The following is a 21,075-nucleotide window of genomic DNA, read 5'->3' as shown; positions in this document are numbered from 1 at the left end:
TGCATTTTCCGGATATGTTTTCTATATTTGCAATGACATATTGACAAACACGGAAAGTGTAAGTTTATTCTCACTGAACGAACTTAGGAAATTCAACAGAAGAGAGAATAAGCGGACATCTTTCACGTCGTATCCATCCGTGGATATAGGCGTGGGACTGTTGCTTATTTTATCTTCGAGGTTTCCTAAGACCTGTTCAGTTGAAATAAGTTTTCAGCACCACGCTTTCTGTTTTCCGGTATCGCCTATCGAGGTGCGGATAGGAGCAAAATTAACCTTATGAAAAAAATTATCTTGGGTTTAGTCAGCGTCGCCATGCTTTCTGCGGCTTGCGGAGACAGCGACGAGGGATCGGGCGGCCGCTCCAAAACCATCAAAATGCAAAAACTGGAACTCGACGATGCGAAGTACCTTTCGCTGACCGGCACTCCCTCCCGGGCGCAATCCGACGAGTCGGAAGTCGGATTGTTCAAGATAGACGAAAACGGCAACATCTCTACCGTCGTTCTTTCTTGCGTCGAAGCCGAAGACGGCACGGTTACGAAAGTACGCAATGACATTCAGGTAATGCCCCGGCACCTGTTTTCTCTGTCGGGCGCATACACGCTGATGCTGCAATGCGAATTCAAAACGGCAGAGGGGAACTATTTCGACATGCGCCCCTACTACGAACCGGATGCGTTCTACTTCCATATTCTCGTGCGGAATTCGGACGGAAAAATCTTCTACATTCCGCAATCCGCAGGCAAATATTTCGAAATCCCGGAGCCGCCCGTAACGGCACTCGGCAACAACGGAGACCTTTACATACTGCCCCATGAAGGCCGCGATCTGCTGGCAGTCACAATGCAAAACGAAGATCTCGTGCTAAAACAGGTGAATCCCAATGCCGTCGGCATCGAAGGCAACGAAATATGGCCATTGGACAACGGGACGATCGTCGTGCCGTCAATGGGAAACAGTTATACATTCCTCTATCCCAACGGAGGTTTCGAACAGATGCCGCTATTCGACAAGGGAGAAATTTTCCTGACCAAAACGGACGACGGAATCAAAGCCGTTCAAGTGGAAGAACGCGCAGGCTCTCCGCAACGTGAATACATCGTCTCCCTGCACGACTACCATGTCGGGAAATGGGCCGGAAGCAATACGCTTTCCGCACCGATCGCATCCATCAGCAGCGGAACCGATTATTCCACGAATTTGGGCGACCCCGGCTATATCGACTGGGTATCGAAAGTCAGTATAAACTGGCGAGGATGGCTGCTCCCCGTCTATGAAGCCGCCGATTCATACTTTCTGGGGCAATGCCTCGTAGTGGATAAACAGACATCGCAGATTACCCCTCTGAACTGGGACCAAAGCAATCATGTGATTTTCCCCACGAAAGAGAATACCTACAAGGGGCTTGCATGGAGAGTTTTTTCCGAAGGGGCTGAATGGTTCAATATCGAAACGCTCGAATACGGTGTTGTGAATTTCGATCTCGCCTTGGCCGGATGCAAACTGGGCGTTTTATCTGAGAACATTCCATCGGGAGAAGCGACGCTGACAGGCGTGCGCAACTCCGACGGCAAGCAGATCGTATGTTTCGTGAATATCGAAACGGGAGCCGCCGTTTTTTCGGAGCAAGACAGCAACCGCCCCGTTACGGTATTGATTCCGCTGAACTGAGCGCCGCGTAAACCGACCTTCCCGGAAACAAAAACGGACACGGCAATGCCGCGTCCGTTTTTCACATACCGGGGATGCGTTATTTCATCTCCACCAGCGGTTTGCCCGTCATTTCGGCAGGCTGTTCGAGCCCCATCAGCTTCAGCACCGTGGGAGCCACGTCGGCCAAAATGCCGTCGTGAACCGACTGCACGCGGTCCGAAACCACCACGATGGGCACGGGATTCAACGAGTGCGCCGTATTGGGCGTACCGTCGGGATTCAGGGCGTTGTCGGCGTTGCCGTGGTCGGCGATCATCACCACCTCGTAGCCGTTGGCCTTGGCCGCCTCGACGACCTCGGAAACGCACTTATCGACAGCCTTCACGGCCTTCTCGATGGCCTCGTAGACGCCCGTGTGGCCCACCATGTCGCCGTTGGCGAAATTCAGGCAGATGAAGTCGAATTTCTTTTCGCCCAGCGCCGCAACCAGCTTGTCGGCGACCTCCGGGGCCGACATCTCGGGCTGGAGGTCGTAGGTCGCCACCTTGGGCGAAGCGACGAGGATACGCTCCTCGCCCGCGAACTTATCCTCGCGGCCGCCGTTCAGGAAGAACGTCACGTGGGCGTATTTCTCGGTCTCGGCGATGCGCAACTGCTTGAGGCCCTGCGCCGAAACGTACTCACCGATGGTGTTGGGCACGTTCTCCTTGTCGAAGAGAATGTGCAGGCCCGTGAACTTGGCGTCGTAAGGAGTCATGCAGCAGTAGTAGAGCGGCATGGTGTGCATTCCCTCGGCGGTCATATCCTCCTGCGTCAGCACGATCGTCAGCTCCTTGGCGCGGTCGTTGCGGTAGTTGAAGAAGATCACCAGATCGTTCGGGCGGATCGTGCCGACGGGCTGTCCGTTGGCACCGACGTGCACGACGGGCTTGATGAACTCGTCCGTCACGCCCTCGTCATAGGATTTCTGCACGGCAGCGACCATATCCGACGCATGTTCGCCGACGCCGTTCACCAGCGCGTCGTAAGCCACCTTCACGCGCTCCCAGCGTTTGTCGCGGTCCATAGCGTAGTAGCGGCCGATCACCGTCGCCACCTTGCCCGTCGATGCGGCCATATGCTTTTCGAGGTCGGCGATGAATCCCTTGCCGCTGTGCGGGTCGGTGTCGCGGCCGTCCATGAAGCAATGCACGAAGGTATTTTCGATCTTATACTCGGCGGCGATGTCGCAGAGCTTGAAAAGGTGCTCCAGCGACGAGTGCACGCCGCCGTCCGACACGAGGCCCATGAAATGCACGTTCACGCCGTTCTTTTTGGCGTATTCGAACGCGGCCTTCACCTCGGGATTCTGCATGATCGAATTGTCGCGGCAGGCGCGGTTGATCTTCACGAGGTCCTGATAGACGACGCGGCCGGCGCCGATATTGAGGTGTCCGACCTCCGAATTGCCCATCTGTCCGTCGGGCAGACCGACGTTCTCGCCGTCGGTGCGCAGTTCGGCATGGGGGTATTTCGCAGTCATGGCCGAGATGTATTCGGGATGGACGGTCGAAATCACGTCCGCCTTGTCGTGACGGCCGTTTCCCCAGCCGTCGAGGATCATTAAAAGAACCTTGTTGTTGCTCATATCCTTCGATTTTTAATTTTTAATTCTCAATTGAGTTGATTGCAAATCAGCTCCACGGCCTTGTCGATGGCGGCCTGCAATCCGTCGGCGTTCTTGCCGCCGGCGGTCGCAAAGAAGTTCTGGCCGCCGCCGCCGCCCTGCATCAGCTTCGCGGCCTCACGCACGACAGCCCCGGCATTCACGCCCTGAGCCGTGATCTCGTCGCCCAGCATCACCGTCAGCGTCGGCTTCTCCTCCCAGACGGAACCGACGACGAAAACCAGCTTCGGAGAGCGCTGGCGCAGGTTGTAGGCCAGGTCTTTCACGAAATCGGGACGGCGGTCGATCTGCGTGGCGAAAATCTGCATGCCGTGGCGCTCGGGCGTCGAAGCGATGATCTTGTCGGCCCACTGCGCCACCTGCTCGCGGCGCATGGTCTCGACCTCCTTCGACAGCGTTTCGTTGCTTTCGAGCATCTTCTTCACGGCCTGCACGACCTGCGGGTTATTGAGGTATTCGGCGACGTTGCGCATCGTATCCTCGGCGGCGTAGATGATCTTCTCGGCCTGCTCGCCCGTGACGGCCTCGATGCGGCGCACGCCGGCCGAAATGGCGCTCTCGGAAAGGATCTTGAAGAAGCCGATGTTGCCCGTCGCGCTGGTGTGCGTACCGCCGCACAGCTCGACCGACGTTCCGAAGCGCACCATGCGGACCTTGTCGCCGTATTTCTCGCCGAAGAGCATCATCGCACCGCATTTCTCGGCCTCCTCCTTGGTCGCCTCGCGGTTCTCCACGAGCGGATGGTTGGCGCGGACGGCGCGGTTGACGAGCCTTTCGACCTCGCGCAGCTCCTCGGGCGTAACCTTCTGGAAATGCGAGAAGTCGAAGCGCAGGATCTCGGGCGTCACCATCGAACCCTTCTGCTCGACGTGCGTGCCGAGCACCTTGCGCAGCGCCTCGTGCATGAGGTGCGTGGCGGTGTGGTTGTTGGCCGCAGCCTGCCGTTTCTCGGGATCGACCCGGGCGGTGAATTCGGCCGCAGGGTTCTCGGGAAGCTCCCTGACGATATGGATGATGAGTCCGTTCTCCTTCTCGGTGGCCACGACCGCAATGCGCTCGTTGGCGCTCTCGATGAAGCCGATGTCGCCGATCTGACCGCCCGAATTGCCGTAGAACGGCGTGCGGTCGAAGACCAGTTGGTACGAAGTCTTGCCTTTCGAGGTCACACGGCGGTAGCGGGCGATGCGGACCTTCTCGGTCAGCGTGTCATAGCCCGTGAAGACGCTCTCCTTGATGGGGATCAGCTCCACCCAGTCGTCGGTATCGACGGCCGCGGCGTTGCGCGAACGCTCTTTCTGGGCCTGCAACTCCTTCTCGAAAGCCGCGAGGTCCACGCCGACGCCCTGCTCGCGGGCGATCAGCTCCGTGAGGTCGATCGGGAAGCCGAACGTATCGTAAAGCTCGAAAGCCTCCTTGCCGGAGATCAGTTCGCGGCCCTCTTTCCGCGTGCGCTCGACGACGCCGTCCAGCAGGTTGATGCCCGTGGCCAGCGTCCGCAGGAACGACGCCTCCTCCTCCTCGATAACCTTCTCGATAAGTCCCTGCTGCGCCTTCAGCTCGGGGAACTGGCCGCCCATCTGCTCCACCAGTCCGGGAACCAGGCGGCAGAGCGTCGGCTCGGTGAAGCCGAGGTAGGTATAACCGTAACGCACGGCGCGGCGCAGGATGCGGCGGATGACGTAACCCGCCTTGACGTTCGACGGCAGCTGGCCGTCGGCGATCGAAAAGGCGATGGCCCGCAGGTGGTCGGCGATCACGCGCATGGCCACGTCGGCCTTGGCGTCCTCGCCGTATTTCTTGCCCGACATCGCCGCGATACGGCCGATCGTGGGCTGGAAAACATCGGTGTCGTAGTTCGACTTCTTGCCTTGCAGGATCATGCACAGGCGCTCGAAGCCCATGCCCGTATCGACGTTGCGCGCCGGAAGCTCCTCCAGCGAACCGTTGGCCTTGCGGTTGAACTGCATGAAGACGAGGTTCCAGATCTCGATCACCTGCGGATGGCTCATGTTGACCATCTCGCGGCCCGGCTTCAGGGCGATTTCCGCCTCGTCGCGCAGGTCGAAGTGAATCTCCGAGCAGGGGCCGCAGGGACCCGTCTCGCCCATCTCCCAGAAGTTGTCGTGCTTGTTGCCGCGGATGATGTGGTCCTCGGGCAGGAACTGTTTCCAGTAGTCGTAAGCCTCCTGGTCGAACGGCACGCCGTCCTCCTCCGAGCCCTCGAACACCGTGGCGTACATCCGCTCGGCGGGCAGCTTATACACGTCGTGCAGCAGCTCCCAGGCCCACTCGATCGCCTCCTTCTTGAAGTAGTCGCCGTAGGACCAGTTGCCCAGCATTTCGAACATCGTATGGTGGTAGGTGTCGTGTCCGACCTCCTCCAGGTCGTTGTGCTTGCCCGAGACGCGCAGGCATTTCTGCGTATCGGCCGCACGCGGATATTTGCGGGGAGCGTTGCCCAGGAAGATGTCCTTGAACTGGTTCATGCCCGCGTTGGTGAACATCAGCGTCGGGTCGCCCTTCACGACCATCGGGGCCGAAGGCACGATAACGTGGCCCTTCGACTCGAAGAAGTCGAGAAAAGCCTGACGAATTTTATTTGACTCCATGATATATTGATTTATCCTATTTTTCCGTTATTCAATTCGGGTTGCAAAATTACACATTTTAAACTAAATTTGCATCTTATTAAAGAGTTTTTTCCGCGATGGGGCAAAAAGGACACGGATTCGATACCGGGGCGCTGCGGGCCGGCGCGGGGGAGCTGACGCACGAAGCGCAGGCACTCACGCGCGATGTGATGACGGCCCCGTTCCAGCTGCGCACCTACCGTCTGATCCGCAAGATTCTGATCGGTTTCATCCTCGTCTCGATCGCCAACGTCGTCTTCTCGTATTTCTTCTACACGCCCAAGATGTACCGCATCCTGCGCGACAACCGCGAAACGGTCATCAAGTACCGCATCCTCCAGGACCGCATCCGCAGCGCCCAGCAGCGGGTCGATGAAATACGCCACCGCGACAACTACGTCTACCGGTCGCTCTTCTCGACCGACACGCTCTCGATCCCGGGGGTGTGGCAGCCCTACCCCGACTCGAAATACGCCGCGATGGCCGAGGACGAATACACCCCGCTGATGATCGGGACGTGGCGGCAGCTCGACGCGCTGGCCCGCACGATCTATCTCGAATCGGTGTCGTTCGACGAACTGCAACAGCTGTCGAAAAACAAGGAGCAGCTTTCGGCGGCCGTTCCGGCCATCTGGCCCATCGAGCGCAGCGCCCTGCACAACAACCACATCGGCGCCTTCAACATGCGGCGCATGCACCCCGTGCTGGGGTATATCCGCCCCCACAGGGGCATCGACCTGGGATGCGACCGCGGCACGCCGGTCTACGCCACGGGCGACGCCGTGGTGGAGGCGGCCTCCACCGGCGGCAACGGCGGCTACGGGCACATGGTGCTGCTGAACCACGAATTCGGCTACAAGACCCGCTATGCGCACCTGAGCAAGATCCTCGTGCAGCCGGGCGAACGGGTCGTCCGCGGGCAGATCATCGCCGAGACGGGCAACACGGGCATCTCCTCGGGCCCCCACCTCCACTACGAGGTGATCCACAAGGGCGTGCCCGTCAATCCGATCAACTACTTCAACCGCAACATGACCTCCGAAGAGTACGAACAACTCATGGAGAACATGCGCGAAACCAATTTCGAAAAGCTGTAAGATGGCAGGGAAAAAGGATCTCGAAAAGCTCCGCCGGCGCAAACGCCGCAAGCAGCGCATCATCCGCGCCACGGTCCACGCTTTCGTGTGGCTGGGGATGGCGGTGCTCTACTATCTGGGGTTCTCGATCTTCTTCGACACGCCGTTCGAATACCGGCTCAAACACTCGACCGACCGCCTGCGCCGCGAATACACCGAATTGGCACAACGTTACGATTCGCTGCAAATGGTCCTCGGCAATCTCAACGACCGCGACCGCAGCGTCTTCCGCACGCTTTTCGAATCGGAGCCCTACGACTTCAATTCGGAGTCCGAACGGCGCCAGTCGGCGACCTACGAGAAGATCATCGGCCGCTCGACGCGCCAGCTCAAACGCGAACTGCGCGAAGGGGTCGCGGCGATGGAGAGGCAGCTGGACGAACTCAACGGCACCTACCTCGAATTGCAGGGTCTCATCGACTCGGCGGGCAGCGGATGCAACAACATCCCCTCGATCCAGCCGGTCATCAACAAGCAGCTGACACTGCTCACAGCCTCCTACGGCATGCGCATCCACCCCTTCTACAAGACCCTGCAATCGCATCAGGGCGTCGATTACACCATTCCCGAAGGGTCGCGCGTCTTCGCCACGGCCGACGGCGTGGTGCGCGACGTGGCGCTGCGCAACTCGACGCAGGGGCAGACCGTGGTGATCGACCACGGCAACGGCTACGAAACTTCGTACGGCCATCTCTCGAAAATCCACGTCCGCAAGGGCCAGAGCGTGCGGCGCGGCGACATCATCGCCCTGTCGGGCGACACGGGTCTCTCGCTGGCCCCCCACCTCCACTACGAGGTGCGGCTCGACGGCATGCGCGTAGACCCGATCCACTACTTCTTCATGGAACTTTCGCCCTCGGAATACCAACGCCTGATGCGCATCGCGCAGTCGGGCATGCAGTCTTTCGACTAACCCGGCTAAGAGCCGGGATTCAGGCGGCAACGAGCCTTTGGAACAATCATAGCCGGATACACGCCTTCGACCGAATAGTAAACCGAAAAATGGAAAATTCTGAAATCCGCCTTATTCTGCTCGATTTCGACGGCACGCTGGCCGACACCCGGCGGGCCAACACGCTGGCCTATGTCGCGGCCCTGGGCGAAGCCGGCTACAAGCTCACCGAAGAGGAGTACGCCGCGCACTATTTCGGCATGCGGTGCGACGAGTTCCTGACCCGGCTGGGGATCGCCGACGCTGCCGAACGCGAGCAGATACGGCTGCGCAAAATCGCCCTCTACCCCTCGTTTTTCGACACCGTGCGTCTGAACGTCCCGCTGTGGGAGTTCTGCCGGCAGTTCCGCGCCGACGGCGGCCGCGTGTGGGTCGTCTCCACGGGCAGCCGGGAGAATATCGACAACGTGATCGCCCATCTGGGCATCGGCGGCGGGCTCGACGGCATTCTCTCGGGCGCCGACGTGGAACACGCGAAGCCCGCCCCGGACTGCTTTCTGGAGGCCATACGCCGCGAGGGCTGCACGCCGCGCGAGACGCTGATCTTCGAGGATTCGCCGATCGGCATCGAGGCGGCGCGCCGCAGCGGAGCGTCGTATTTCACGGTGAAATTGTAGACTTAAATCTTAGAGGCACTCCGATCCCGACTCGATGCCGGAGCCGTTAAGCGACGGACCGGCTAAAAGCGCGAGCGGAGGGGACGGGGCGCGTGCGCCCCCGCGAATAGTCGCCCGGAGCCAGCGTTAGACGGTTCGTCGCAGGCGAAGGCATCCGTCGGGGAGTTTTTGGTACTTTTTGCGGAAAAAAGTACATGAAATCCCGCGGCCGCAGGCCGCAAAAACTACCTTTTGCAAATCAGATTGAAATCGCAGAACTTGCAGGTATCGGCATCCTCACACTGGCGGAACGGCACCGTGGGATCGTACAATTCGGCGAGGGTCTCGCCCACGAGCTCCCCGAAACGTTCGGCGCAGAACGTGTAGCCAGCCGAGCGTCGTATTTCGTGGTGAAACTCTGACCGGGAAAAAAGGCGGAAGCCCGGAGAATACCTTTACGGATATATCGCTGTCACCATAGGGTTTATTCCCGCAGCCTCCGCCAAAAATCAGCTTTCGGAAAGCGTTCGCCCCGCTGCAAACAAAACGCGGACGGAATTCCGTGATCGTACCCGAGGCCCTGGATAGCCCACCAAGAAAACCACCGTATTCGCCCGCGCAAACAAAACGCGGACGGAATTCAGTGATCGTACCCGAGGCCCTGGAAAGCCCACACAGAAAACCATAGAATCCGCCCGCGCTGAAAAACAACACGGGCATCGACTTTGGCTTTTCTGTGTTTGAAATTTTCCAGGTTTCGAGTACAAGAAAAAGCAAATGCCTTGTCAAATTAACAATATGTAAAGAACTTCTCTTGGCAAATATAACTCCGTTTTTCGAATTTTCCAAAAATTCGGACGCTTTTTCGCAGTCCTCCGCCTTCTGATTTCCAAATAATCCGGCAGGGATTGCCCGCGGCGACCCGCCGCCCGGAAGCAACCGGGTGACGACGCAAAAGCTCCATACCCTATCGCTTACAGATGATATTGAAATCACAGAACTTGCAGGTGTCGGCATCTTCGCACTGGCGGAACGGCACCGTGGGATCGTACAATTCGGCGAGGGTCTCGCCCACGAGCTCCTCGAAACGTTCGGCATAGAGCGTGTAACCGGCGCCGCGCAGACCCGTTTCGCGGTCGTCGAGCGTCGGCAGGTAGTCGGGACGGTTCATCGCCCGCACGTAATAGAGCGCCGGCACGGCATCGGCCCCGCGCGTGTGGTAGAGCATCATGGCGTAAAGCAACGTTTGGAGAATATTCGAAAGCCGTTGCTTGCCCTCGCCGCGGAAGAGGCTCTCCACCCCCGCGAACTCCAGATGCGGCGCCCCGGTCTTGTAATCGACCACGCGCAGGGTTCCGTCCTCCAGCACGTCGATACGGTCGGCGATGCCGGCGAATTTCATGCGGAGCGGCCGCCCGGCCGACTCAAAATCGAATCCGTAGGCCACCTCCTGCTCCAGCCCCGTGACCGTGAAGGCGTCGTGCGCGGCGTCGTAGGGCATCACCCCGCCCCGCAGGTAGCGCGTAACGATGTCTTTCACCAGCAGGAGGTTGCCCGTGTAATCCCCGGCCGTGGCCGCCGTGTCCCGGAGGTAATTCTCGTTGATCGCCGCCTCGACCGCCGCAGCCACCTCGCCCGTGCGGAGCATCGTCCGCAGGGTATCGCCGGGATGCAGCTCCCCCACGATTCGGGCGTAGAGTTTCTGCACCGCGGCATGGAGGATGGTTCCGAACATCGGGGCATCGACCTCTTCGGAGATCTCGTCGTCGGCTTCGAGGCGCGCCACGGAGTGAAAATAGAACCGCAGAGGACACGCCACATAGCGGAAAAATGCCGTCGGCGAGAGCGTGGCCTTCGATTCGGGGTCGGTGAAACGCTCCAGACGCCGCATCACCCCCTCGTCCTTCGCCACCTCGATCGGGGCCGTCTCGGCGAGGTTGACATCGACGCCCACCTCGACCTTTTTCACCGGGAAACCGCTCTCGTAATCCAGCTGGTAGATGTAGCGGCTGGGCTCGCCCGTCGATTTGTCGTCGGCATGCGAGCAGTAGAGCATCCACACCCGCCGGGCCCGCTGCACGAGGCGGTAGAAATAGTAGGCGTAGACGCCCTCGTGGTGCTCGGGCGTGGGAAGCCCGTAGGCTGCACGCAGGTTGTAGGGCACGAACGACGCCTGGGCCATGTGGTTGCCCGGGAAGTTGTCGTCGTTCATCGACAGCAGGATGACGTTATCGAAATCGAGGTTGCGGGTTTCGAGGATACCCATAATCTGCACCCCTTCGAGCGGTTCGCCCTCGTAGGGAATGCGCAGGGTTTGCAGGTGGCGGCGCAGGAGCGACGCATAGACCTCCGGAGTCAGTTCTATGTCGCATTCATCCAGCGAATTGCGCAGTTTGGTGAGCTCCTCGGCGATCACGGCCAGAAACTCCACCCGCTGCCGGGCGTCGTCCCCCTCGTAGGGCATCCGGGCCACGGCGGCCGTGACCCTCAGCAGCCAGTCCGAAAGTTCGCGCCATTCGGCGGCGGGAGAAAAGACCAGTTTCAGCAGTTCGTTGCGCCCCAGCCACCGGGCGTCTATCGAGATGCGGCGTTCGCGCACGATCTCGTCCTGCATCGCACGGGTTTCGCGGGCATCGCAGTCCGCGATGTAGGGATGCGCGAGGATGCCCACGGCGTCGGCGTGGTAGAAGGTGCACCCCGCCCCCTTCGTGCGGCGGTGGGCCTGCAACTCCACGAGGCGCTCGACAAAGGTGTAGGCCAGGCTCGACCGCAGCGGATAACCCATCGTGACGTTGACTCGCCCGATCTCGGGCGGCAGGGCGTACAGCAGCGGCAGGAGCAGATTCTCGTCGGTCAGCACTACGGCGGTACGCTTGTCCAGCGGCCCCGCGGCGGCCAGTCCGCGCAGGATCGCGGCAGCGTGCTTGCACTGCACGGCGTTCGACACCGCGGCCACGGCGGTCAGCTCCTTGGGCCGCTCCATGTTGTCGTGCGACACGCCTCCGCGCGGCGGAAACTGCACGACGTTCTCGCGCACGAACATTCCGGCCTCCTGCTCGGGGCGGTCCTTATAGTAAGCGTCGTAATCCCAATAGAAATCGGTCTCGGCAGCGGTCGAAAGGAACCGGAAGAGCACCTTTTCGCACTCCGACAAGGCGTTGAAACCCGCCACGACATACCGTCTCGGCTCCGGGAAGGCGTACCCGCCCTCGCGGATGCGGTCGGCAGCGGCACGCTGGACCATGCCGTTGTAGGCGATGCCCAGTTCGGCAAGGCGTTCGCGGAAACGGCGGTAGACGGGTCCCAGCGTCTTCCAGATGGCCAGGAACTTGCGTTTCTCGGCCGAAAGGTCGGCCTCGTCGCCCAGCGACGACCAGAAGCGCAGGATTTGCAGCTGCGCGGGAGTGAGGTACGAGATGTCGGCCTCGATCTCCTTGATCTCCGAGATGTTGCGGAACAGCATCGCGGCGTCGATCCGGTATTTGTCGATGGTGTCGAAATCCGTCAGGAGCATGTCGCCCCAAAAGTAGAATTTGTCGAACGGCTCGGCGTGGTACTCCGAATAGATCTTGTAGAGTTCGGTGATGAGCCGCACGCGGTCGCCCGTATGCAAGCCCGAGATTTCGGCCATGAGGTCATCGACGGTCACCCATTGCGGCTGCCACATGGGCCGTCCGGCGATTCCGGTCAGGGCATCGACGAAAAACAGCCGCGCACGCCGCGACGGAAAGAGCAGCGCACGGTCGGACAACCCCTCGCCGTAGCGTTCGTAAAGGTCCCGGGCGACTTCGTGGAGAAAAGTCAAGATTATGAATTTTGAATTACTCGACCCGTGTTATGTCGCCGCCCATGAATTTCGAGCCGCTGCGCACGACCGGCGGAACGCCCTTGTAGGAGATCTTGCCCCCGGTCGAGGTCTTGCCCTGGAAACGGTCGGTCACCCACAGCGACGCGGTGCCCGAACTGGTGACGTTGACTTCGGCGGACATCACCTCCAGCTCCGCGGCTTCGACCCTGCCGGTCGAGACGAACAACGAGAGGTAGCGCACATCGCCCGTCAGCGTCGCCGAACTCTTGCCCGAAAGCTCCATTTTAAGGTCCTTGACATCCATCCGGGCCGTCACCTGCGCCATGCCGCCCACGGTCAGGTCGAGGACCGTGGCCACCAGCGTGCTGTCGAACGTCGCCACAGCATCGGCAATGGCTATGCGTTCCAGCGAGTTGTAATAGACAGTCACGGAGGTGCGGTCGGGACGGCGCGCGTCGGCACGCTCCGAAATGCGCAGCACCTTGTCCCGCACCTCGGCGCGGAAACGGGTCGTATAGGAACCTTTGGTGTCGTAGACGATCTTGGGGGCTTCGGTGTCGGGCACCGGGACGAAGCGGATGTCGAGCGGCGCCGACACCTCGACGGAGGTAAACGAAGTGAGCCATTCGCGGCGTTCCCCGGTTTCGGCCGGCTGCTGTGCGCGGCAGAGTGCGGCGGCGGCCAGCATCACGGCCGTCAGAATCATTTTCTTCATAACAAAGACTTGTTTTACCTCCGCTAAATTACAAAATTATTGCGAAGTTCGGGATTTGTTTTGTATTTTTACCCGTTAAAACGAAATTTCGGACAGTGAGAGCGAAGATTCTGAATGCGAGTGCCGGATCGGGAAAAACCTACCAGCTGGCCTACAAATACGTCCGCGACGTGATCGGCCAGCCCGGTCTTTACCGGCATATCCTCGCCGTGACCTTCACCAACAAGGCCACCGAGGAGATGAAATCGCGCATCCTGAAAGAGATTCACGCCCTGGCGTCCGGAGCCGCGAGCCCCTATCTGGAAAACCTCTGCCGCGAGCTGTCGCTCGACGAACGTTCGGTGCGCAAACGCGCCGCCGAGGTGCGATCGAAGATACTCCACGACTATTCGCGCTTCACGGTGCTCACGATCGACACCTTCTTCCAGCGCATCCTGCGCGCCTTCATCAAGGAGCTGGGCATCGACCTCAATTACAACGTCGAGATCGAAACGGCATCGGTGCTGTCGAAAAGCGCCGACACGCTCATCGAGCAGATCACCGTTGACCGCGACCTGCAACGGTGGCTCACGGATTTCGTGCAGGAGCGCATCGACGAAGGCCGCAAGTGGGACATCCGCGACGGCATTCTCTCGCTGGGCGGCGAGCTGTTCAAGGAGAAGAACAAGGCCGCGCTGGGCCGGGCGCGCTCGCGCGAGGAGCTGGGGCGGATCGTCGCACGCGCCACGGCGCATGCCGAAGCGACCAAGAAACGGATGCAGGAGGCGGCCGCGCAGGCCGTCGGGCTCATCACCGGAGCCGGGCTCACGGCCGCCGACTTCTCGGGCAAGAGCCGCAGTTTCGCCAACTGGTTCTTCACCGTCGCCGCGGGCGAACTGAAACCCTACGGCGCCACGGCGGCCAAAATGGCCGCCTCGACCGACGGATGGGCTCCCAAGGGATCGCCCGCACAGGCGCTCGCCCCCGAACTGCAACCCCTGCTCCGGGAAATGTGCGATCTCTACGACGCCAACATGCGGAGCTGGAACACCTGCGACCTGCTGCGCGAGAACTACCGCAGCTTCGCCCTGCTGTCGGACCTCTACGAACGGGTGCAGCAGCTGTGCGACGAACAGAACATGATGCTCCTCTCGGAGACCAAATACGTCCTCTCGGAGTTCATCGGCCACAACGACGCGCCGTTCATCTACGAGAAGGTCGGCAACCGTTTCGAACGCTTCATGATCGACGAGTTCCAGGACACCTCGGTCAAGGAGTGGGAGAATTTCCTGCCGCTGTTGCAGAACGCCATGTCGCAGACCGCAGAGACCTCGGTGCTGATCGTGGGCGACATCAAGCAGTCGATCTACCGCTGGCGCGGCGGCGACTGGCGCATCCTCCACGAGAAAGCCCAAAAGGCCCTGGGACCCGGCAACACCGTGGTCGAAAACCTCCAGGAGAACTGGCGGAGTCTGCCCGCGGTGGTGGACTTCAACAACCGCATCATCGAACGGATCGTCGCGGCGGACAATCTCCTGCTCAACGAAACCCTCTCGAAGGCCGCCGACGCAGGGGCCATCGACCCCGCGGAAGCCGCCTCGTTGCACGACACGCTGGCCGACGCCTACCGAGGACACGCGCAGACGCCCCGCCGCAAAGCCGAGCATCCGGGCTACGTTTCGGTCGAAACCTTCGCCGAACAGCCGCCCGTCGTGGAGCGCATCTGCGAGCTGATCGACAAGGGTTTCCGGCCGTGCGACATCATGATCCTCGTGCGCGGGGCCACCGACGGCGCGAAGGTCGCCGCCGAACTCCTCGACTTCAAGCGCCGCAACGAAAATCCGCGCTACCGCTTCGACGTGATGACGCAGGAGGCGCTGATCGTCGGCAACGCCCCTGTCAGCTCGTTCATCGCCGCCGCGCTGCGGCTGGCGCTCAACCCCGACGATTCGCTTTCGCGGGCCGTCTACAACCACTACCTCGGCCATGCGTTCGACCGCGCGCTGACCGACGGCGAACGCGACTTCTTCCGTTCGATCCGCCTGCTGTCGCCCGAGGAGGCGTTCGAACGGATCGTCATGGAGCACGCCCTCGAAGGCGACCGCCGCCAGACGGCCTATCTGCAAGCCATCCACGAACAGATCATCGCCTTCTGCGCGACGAAGATCGCCGACATCGCGCTGTTCCTGCGCTGGTGGGACGAAACGGGCAAAAACCGCTCGCTGTCGGTTGACGAGAGCGCCACGACGGTCGAAATCACCACCATCCACAAAGCCAAGGGGCTCGAAAAACGGGCCGTGGTGATCCCCTACTGCTCGTGGCCGCTGGACCCCAAATCGAGCGGCATGGTGCAGAACATCGTCTGGGCCGAGGCCCGCGGCGAAGCGGCCGGCGAGATCGGACGTTTCCCGGTGCGCTACAAGCGGGCGATGGCCGAATCGGACTTCTCGGCGGAGTACTACCGCGAACTGGTCTACGCCCATGTGGACAACGTGAACCTGCTGTACGTGGCCCTCACGCGCGCCGCCGAGTCGCTGCACGTCTTCATACCCCAGAAGGGCGGCCGCACAGTCGGCGGAGTGCTGCTGCAAAGCATCCGCATCGACGGCGACAAAGCCCTGCTGGGCGACACCGAGGGACGCTATACGGCCGACGAGACGGGCGAACACTTCGCTTTCGGAGAGTTCGCAGGCCCCGTCGCCGGAGGCTCCAAGCGTTCGGAAACGGAGCATATCATCCTCGAAGACTACCCTACGGCGCGCGCCGACCTGCGGCTGCGGCTCCCCTCGCAGCGCTATTTCGAAGACGGGGCCGATGTCGAGCTCTCGCCCCGCAACCTCGGCATCTTGATGCACAAGGCGTTCGAGCAGGCCGGCGACGAAGCACAGATCCACGACGCCGTGCGGCGCATGCAGGCCGACGGCACGCTTTCGGCCGACGATGCCGCGACGCTGCGGCAGATGATCGACCGGGCGCTGGAACACCCCGAGGTGCGCGAGTGGTTCGGCGGCGGATGGCGGCAGGTCCGCAACGAGAGCGAGATCATCCTCCCGGGAAGCTCGTCAACACGGCGTCCCGACCGCGTGATGATCGGCGACGGGCGAGTCGTGGCCGTCGATTACAAGTTCGGCGAACGCGACGCCGGACGCTATCGCAGCCAGATGCGCGAATACCTCCGCCTGCTCGGCGAAATGGGCTACGAAGGAGTCGAGGGATACCTTTGGTACGTGAAGCTGGGAAAGATCGAAAAAGTGGAACTCTGAGAGGCGGCCGGAAAAACCGCGGAAGCGGCCCAAAAAACAACACCGGAGCCCCGCCGCGCACAACACAAAAAAACAGACCGGATCGCTCCGGTCTGTTTTCGTATGAATCGGTTCGGACTACTCGCCCAAAGCGAAACGCTTGTAAGCGACTACCGTGGCGTCCTTGTCGGCCTTGCGGATGAAGTCGGCGATCGACTCCTTCTCGCCTACCACCGGCTGAGCCAGCAGCGTGTTCTCCTCGAAGAACTTGCGCATCTTGCCCTCGGCGATCTTCTCCAGAATGGCCTCGGGTTTGTTGGCGTTCTTGGGGTCCTGCTTCATGGATTCCACGGCGATCTTGCGCTCGTGCTCCACGACCTCTGCGGGGCAGTCGGCCTCGGAGATCGAAACCGGAGCCATAGCCGTAGCCTGCATGGTCACGGTGTGGGCCACCTCGGCGGGAATCTCCTTGTTGAAGCCCAGGATCGTACCCAGTTTCTTGTTGAAGTGCACGTATGCGGCGCAGTAGGGAGCCTCGATGCGGGCGTAGTATGCCAGCTCGATCTTCTCGCCCGTCTGACCCGACTTCTCGGTCACCATCTCCTCGACGGTATGGCCTTCGCCGTTCTTCGTAGCCAGCAGAGCGTCGCGGTCGGCAACGTCGTTCTTCACGGCGACCTCCAGCATGGCCTCTGCCGAAGCGCTGTATTCGGCATTCTGAGCCACGAAGTCGGTTTCGCACGCCAGGCAGAGGATGTAAGCCTTCTGGCCTACGATCTTCGTCACGACGACACCCTCGGTAGCGGTGCGGTCGGCACGCTTGGCAACGACGAGCTTACCCTTCTCGCGGATGATGTCCTGAGCACGCGCAAAATCGCCTTCGGCCTCGATGAGTGCTTTCTTGCAATCCATCATACCGGCACCGGTCATCTTGCGGAGCTTCATTACATCGGCAGCTTTGATTTCCATAATCTTTTCCTTTCTCTTACGGTTCGTAATACAATTATTCTGCCTTTTCCTCAGCAACAGCTTCGGCAGCCTCCTCGGCGGGAGCGGCAGCGGGCTCCTCGAACGGAGTTTCGACAGCGGCAACCACCTCTGCCACGGCAGCCTCCTCGGCATCCACCGAAGCCTTCACGGCCTTCTTGATGCGGGGCTTGCCCTCCTTCTTGATCGCAGCACCCTCGGCTTCAGCCTCCTGTGCCTCCTTCTCCTTTTCGAGTTTGCGCTCCTCGGTGCCCTCGGCGATAGCGGCGCACATGGCTTCGAGAACCACGGCGATCGACTTCGTAGCATCGTCATTTGCAGGGATAACGTAATCAATGTCGGTCGGATCACAACAAGTGTCTACCATTGCAAATACGGGGATGCTGAGGCGTTTGGCCTCCTTCACGGCGTTGGCCTCTTTCTGTACGTCAACGACGAACAGGGCAGCCGGAAGACGCGTCAGATCGGCGATCGAACCGAGGTTCTTCTCCAGCTTCGCGCGCTGGCGGGCGATCTGGAGTTTCTCGCGCTTGGAGAAATTATCGAACGTGCCGTCGGTGGTCATCTTGTCGATGGTGGCCATTTTCTTGACGGCTTTACGTATGGTGGGGAAGTTTGTCAGCATACCGCCGGCCCAACGCTCGGTGACGTAAGGCATTCCGACGGCTGCCACCTTTTCGGCAACAATTTCCTTGGCTTGTTTCTTGGTCGCTACGAACAGCACGCGGCGACCGCTCTTGGCGATCTGCTTGATGGCCGCAGCAGCCTCATCGATCTTCAGCACGGTCTTGTGCAGGTCGATGATGTGGATGCCGTTCTTCTCCATGAAGATGTAAGGAGCCATTTTGGGGTTCCATTTGCGCTTCAGGTGACCAAAGTGCGCACCGGCTTCCAGTAATGTATTAAAATCTGTACGTGACATTTTAATTCGATTCGTTGGTTTAATTTTAATTCTCTTTTCATCAACTCAGGCGGGTAGCGGCCTTGCCGGTCCCCCGAGTTTTCCGCGGCGCAGCAACCAGATAGTAGACTGATTAAAAATTAAGAATTGAAAATGAAAAATTCCCAATATATAATAAGTATCCATGTGGTTTGAGAACCGTCGCCGTGCGTTGCCGAAATTCCGGTCGTGCGTATTAACGCTTGCTGAACTGGAACTTGCGGCGTGCTCCGGGCTGACCGGGCTTCTTACGCTCAACCTCGCGGGGATCGCGCGTGAGGAATCCGGCCTTTTTCAGCACCGGACGCATCTCGGCGTCGATCTCGCACAGGGCACGTGCGATGCCCAGACGAGCTGCCGAAGCCTGTCCCGTGATGCCGCCGCCATCGAGGTTGATGGCGATGTCGTAATTCTCCACGGTGTTGGTGGCCAGCAGGGGCTGCTTCACCTGGTACTGGAGAATTTCGAGCGGGAAGTAAACTTCAAGCGCTTTGCGGTTGATTGTAATCTGACCCTTGCCCGGCTTCACGTATACGCGAGCCACAGCGGCCTTACGACGACCTACGGTGTTTACAACTTCCATAACTCTTACTTAATCTCGTTTAATTTAATGGTCTTCGGGTTCTGTGCGGCATGGGGATGCTCCGCGCCGGCATACACCTTCAAGTTCGTGAGCAGCTTTTCGCCCAGACGGGTCTTGGGCAGCATGCCTTTGACAGCCTTCTCGATGAGGAAGGTCGGTTTCTTGGCCAGATAGTCGGCGGGGGTGGCGAAACGCTGGCCGCCGGGATACCCGGTGTGACGTGTGTAGACCTTGTCGGTCATTTTGTTGCCCGTGAGCTTCACCTTCTCCGCGTTGATGACGATGACGTAGTCGCCGCAATCGACGTGGGGCGTGTAGCTGGGCTTGTTCTTGCCTCGGAGGATCTTCGCGACCTGCGATGCAAGACGTCCCAATACCTCGTTCGTAGCGTCGATGACGACCCACTCTTTGGTCACCGTCGAAGCATTGGCCGAGATAGTCTTGTAGCTTAATGAATCCACTTTCGTTTACGTTTAATTTAACTTATTGTAATCCGTTTCCCGCACTTTGCGGGTGCGCAAAGGTACGAAAAAGTTTTCGAACTGCAAAGACAAATGAAAATCAAAATCGCAAACGGCGCAAAAAAAGCCGCAACCGTCCCGTTTTCAGAGAGGTTACGGCTTTTGCAAGCCACCGTCGGCGCCGTCAGCGCCGGGTAGTATTGCGTTCCTGCGCCGGGCCGGAGGCCGTTTTCCGCTCCGCCGGAATCCGGAAATCGACCGGAACGGTATATTTCACCCGCACGGGCTCGCCGTTCTGGCTGCCGGGGGTCCATCGGGGCGACTCGGCCAGCGCCCGCACCACCTCCCGCGAAAGGACCGGATGGGGCGAGCGGATGATCCGCACCGACCCCACCGAGCCGTCGGCCTCGACGACGAACGAAGCCAGCACGCGCCCTTCGACGCCCGATTCAAGCGCCTCGCGCGGGAATTTCACCGTCTCCATCACCCACCGGCGGAATTCCGGCAAGCCTCCGTTCTGGAATTTGGGCAGCACGTCGAGCGAATCGGGATTCTTCCCGAGCTCCTCCTCCTGCCCGAAAAGCAATATCTGCGAAATCCGGAAGCGGACCTTTTCCCCGCCCGCCACGGCCGGGGTCCACAGCGGGGTTTTATCGACGGCCATGCGGACCAGTTTGGCGAATCCCGAATGCTCTTTCGGAGCGCTCACGCGGATACCGGTCATCGTGCCGTCGGGTTCGATAACGAAGCGCACGTTGACCCGCACCCGGGGCACGGTGGCGCCGGGGTCCAGCAGACTGTCCACCTGCCGCCGCACCCACTCCCGGAACATCCCGGGCGAACCGCCGCAGAAGCGCGGCAGGCTGTCGGCGTCGGTATAGGCCGTCATATCCTCGGAATAAAGCCCGTTCGGACCGCGCTGCAACGACAGGTCGAAACGCAGTTTGAAATCGGTGCCACGCCTCTTGCCGCTGCTGTCGGCGGGAGTCCACAGCGGCGACGACGCGATCGTCCGCTGAATCTGGAAGGCGAAATCCGGATCGCTGAAACGGGTCGTCTCGATCTCGCGCACCTTGCCTTTCCGGTTCACGGAGAACGACACCTCGACCCATCCTTCGTCCCCGCGGTAGAAAATCTTGTCGGAGAACTCCACGTTCCGGAGCACCCAGTGCTTGAAGTCGATCAGTCCGCCGCCCTGAAATTTCGGCAACATCGTAACGACAACAGGTTTTACCCCCGACAACTGGAGGTTGAAATCAATCGGAAAGGAGAGCCTGACCCGCACGGGCTGGCCGTTCAACTTTCCTGGCTCCCAGCGGGGCGACCGGCGCACGACGCTCAGAGCGGCCTCGGAGAGCGTCGGATCGGGCGACGACAGCACCTCGGCATTCGAAACCCTGCCGTCCGCCTCGACGACGAAACCCACCACCACACGCCCTTCGATGCCGTAGACAACCGCCTCGTAGGGATAGCGCAGATGCTCCTGCACCCAGCGGCAGAAGTCGAGCGTCCCGTTTCCGTTGAACGAGGGCATCGGATCGGCCAGCAGATAGGGTTCGTTCGCAAGGGTATCGACCGGCGGCAGACTGTCCGCCGCCGTCGCACAGACGGCCGGGAAATCCGCCGCCGCCGCCGAATAATGCCCGGCGGCAGCTGCGTGGAACGCCGCGAATCCCGCCATCAGCAGAATCAGTTGTTTCATCGCAACAGAGATTAATGATTTG

Annotated in this window: 14 protein-coding genes; 5 read left to right on the top strand and 9 right to left on the bottom strand. The window is 60.3% G+C overall.

The annotated features are described in order from the left end of the window. Positions 1–279 precede the first annotated feature (279 nt). Entirely contained in the window at positions 280–1,674 is a 1,395-nt protein-coding gene (locus tag NQ519_RS14150) for a hypothetical protein (RefSeq protein ID WP_019150508.1), read from the top strand. A gap of 79 nt (positions 1,675–1,753) precedes the next feature. Here NQ519_RS14150 and gpmI read toward each other — a convergent pair whose 3' ends face one another. After that, entirely contained in the window at positions 1,754–3,283 is a 1,530-nt protein-coding gene (gpmI, locus tag NQ519_RS14145) for a 2,3-bisphosphoglycerate-independent phosphoglycerate mutase (RefSeq protein ID WP_019150509.1), read from the bottom strand. Between the two features lie 26 nt (positions 3,284–3,309). Further along, the gene (alaS, locus tag NQ519_RS14140; protein ID WP_019150510.1) at positions 3,310–5,931 is read right to left on the bottom strand and encodes an alanine--tRNA ligase; all 2,622 of its coding nucleotides are present in this window, start codon (positions 5,929–5,931) and stop codon (positions 3,310–3,312) included. A gap of 98 nt (positions 5,932–6,029) precedes the next feature. Between alaS and NQ519_RS14135 the strand changes: the two genes are divergently transcribed. The 3 genes from NQ519_RS14135 (at position 6,030) to NQ519_RS14125 (ending at position 8,657) form a co-directional block, all read left to right on the top strand. After that, positions 6,030–7,049, top strand: coding sequence for a M23 family metallopeptidase (locus tag NQ519_RS14135; protein ID WP_019150511.1), 1,020 nt, complete (start codon positions 6,030–6,032; stop codon positions 7,047–7,049). A gap of 1 nt (position 7,050) precedes the next feature. Beyond that, entirely contained in the window at positions 7,051–8,001 is a 951-nt protein-coding gene (locus NQ519_RS14130) for a M23 family metallopeptidase (RefSeq protein WP_019150512.1), read from the top strand. Between the two features lie 89 nt (positions 8,002–8,090). Then, on the top strand, positions 8,091–8,657 hold the full coding sequence (locus NQ519_RS14125) for an HAD family hydrolase (RefSeq protein WP_019150513.1): 567 nt from the start codon (positions 8,091–8,093) through the stop codon (positions 8,655–8,657). Positions 8,658–9,603: 946 nt separating this feature from the next. On the opposite strand, the gene NQ519_RS14120 is transcribed toward NQ519_RS14125, so the two are convergent. Both NQ519_RS14120 and NQ519_RS14115 read right to left on the bottom strand, forming a co-directional pair. Then, positions 9,604–12,444, bottom strand: coding sequence for a PD-(D/E)XK nuclease family protein (locus NQ519_RS14120; RefSeq protein ID WP_026076469.1), 2,841 nt, complete (start codon positions 12,442–12,444; stop codon positions 9,604–9,606). Between the two features lie 13 nt (positions 12,445–12,457). Beyond that, entirely contained in the window at positions 12,458–13,159 is a 702-nt protein-coding gene (locus NQ519_RS14115; protein WP_019150516.1) for a GIN domain-containing protein, read from the bottom strand. Between the two features lie 95 nt (positions 13,160–13,254). Here NQ519_RS14115 and NQ519_RS14110 point away from each other — a divergent pair, with 95 nt between their 5' ends. Next, entirely contained in the window at positions 13,255–16,401 is a 3,147-nt protein-coding gene (locus tag NQ519_RS14110; protein WP_019150517.1) for a UvrD-helicase domain-containing protein, read from the top strand. 117 nt (positions 16,402–16,518) lie between these two features. Here NQ519_RS14110 and tsf read toward each other — a convergent pair whose 3' ends face one another. The 5 genes from tsf to NQ519_RS14085 form a co-directional block, all read right to left on the bottom strand. Next, positions 16,519–17,349, bottom strand: coding sequence for a translation elongation factor Ts (tsf, locus tag NQ519_RS14105; protein ID WP_019150518.1), 831 nt, complete (start codon positions 17,347–17,349; stop codon positions 16,519–16,521). A gap of 34 nt (positions 17,350–17,383) precedes the next feature. Next, positions 17,384–18,289: a 30S ribosomal protein S2 gene (rpsB, locus tag NQ519_RS14100; protein ID WP_026076470.1), complete on the bottom strand. Its 906-nt coding sequence runs from the start codon at positions 18,287–18,289 to the stop codon at positions 17,384–17,386. Between the two features lie 214 nt (positions 18,290–18,503). Continuing rightward, positions 18,504–18,890 carry a 30S ribosomal protein S9 gene (gene rpsI, locus NQ519_RS14095; RefSeq protein ID WP_009598525.1) on the bottom strand — a complete coding sequence of 129 codons (387 nt, stop codon included), beginning with the start codon at positions 18,888–18,890 and terminating at the stop codon, positions 18,504–18,506. A gap of 5 nt (positions 18,891–18,895) precedes the next feature. Further along, complete coding sequence (gene rplM, locus NQ519_RS14090; protein WP_019150521.1) at positions 18,896–19,351, bottom strand: 50S ribosomal protein L13; 456 nt, start codon at positions 19,349–19,351, stop codon at positions 18,896–18,898. A gap of 184 nt (positions 19,352–19,535) precedes the next feature. After that, the gene (locus tag NQ519_RS14085; RefSeq protein WP_019150522.1) at positions 19,536–21,053 is read right to left on the bottom strand and encodes a TonB family protein; all 1,518 of its coding nucleotides are present in this window, start codon (positions 21,051–21,053) and stop codon (positions 19,536–19,538) included. Positions 21,054–21,075: the final 22 nt, after the last annotated feature.

The organism is Alistipes senegalensis JC50 (assembly GCF_025145645.1).
GTDB lineage: Bacteria > Bacteroidota > Bacteroidia > Bacteroidales > Rikenellaceae > Alistipes > Alistipes senegalensis.
Note: the sequence above shows the minus strand (reverse complement) of the source record. Positions and strands in the feature narration are given on the sequence as shown.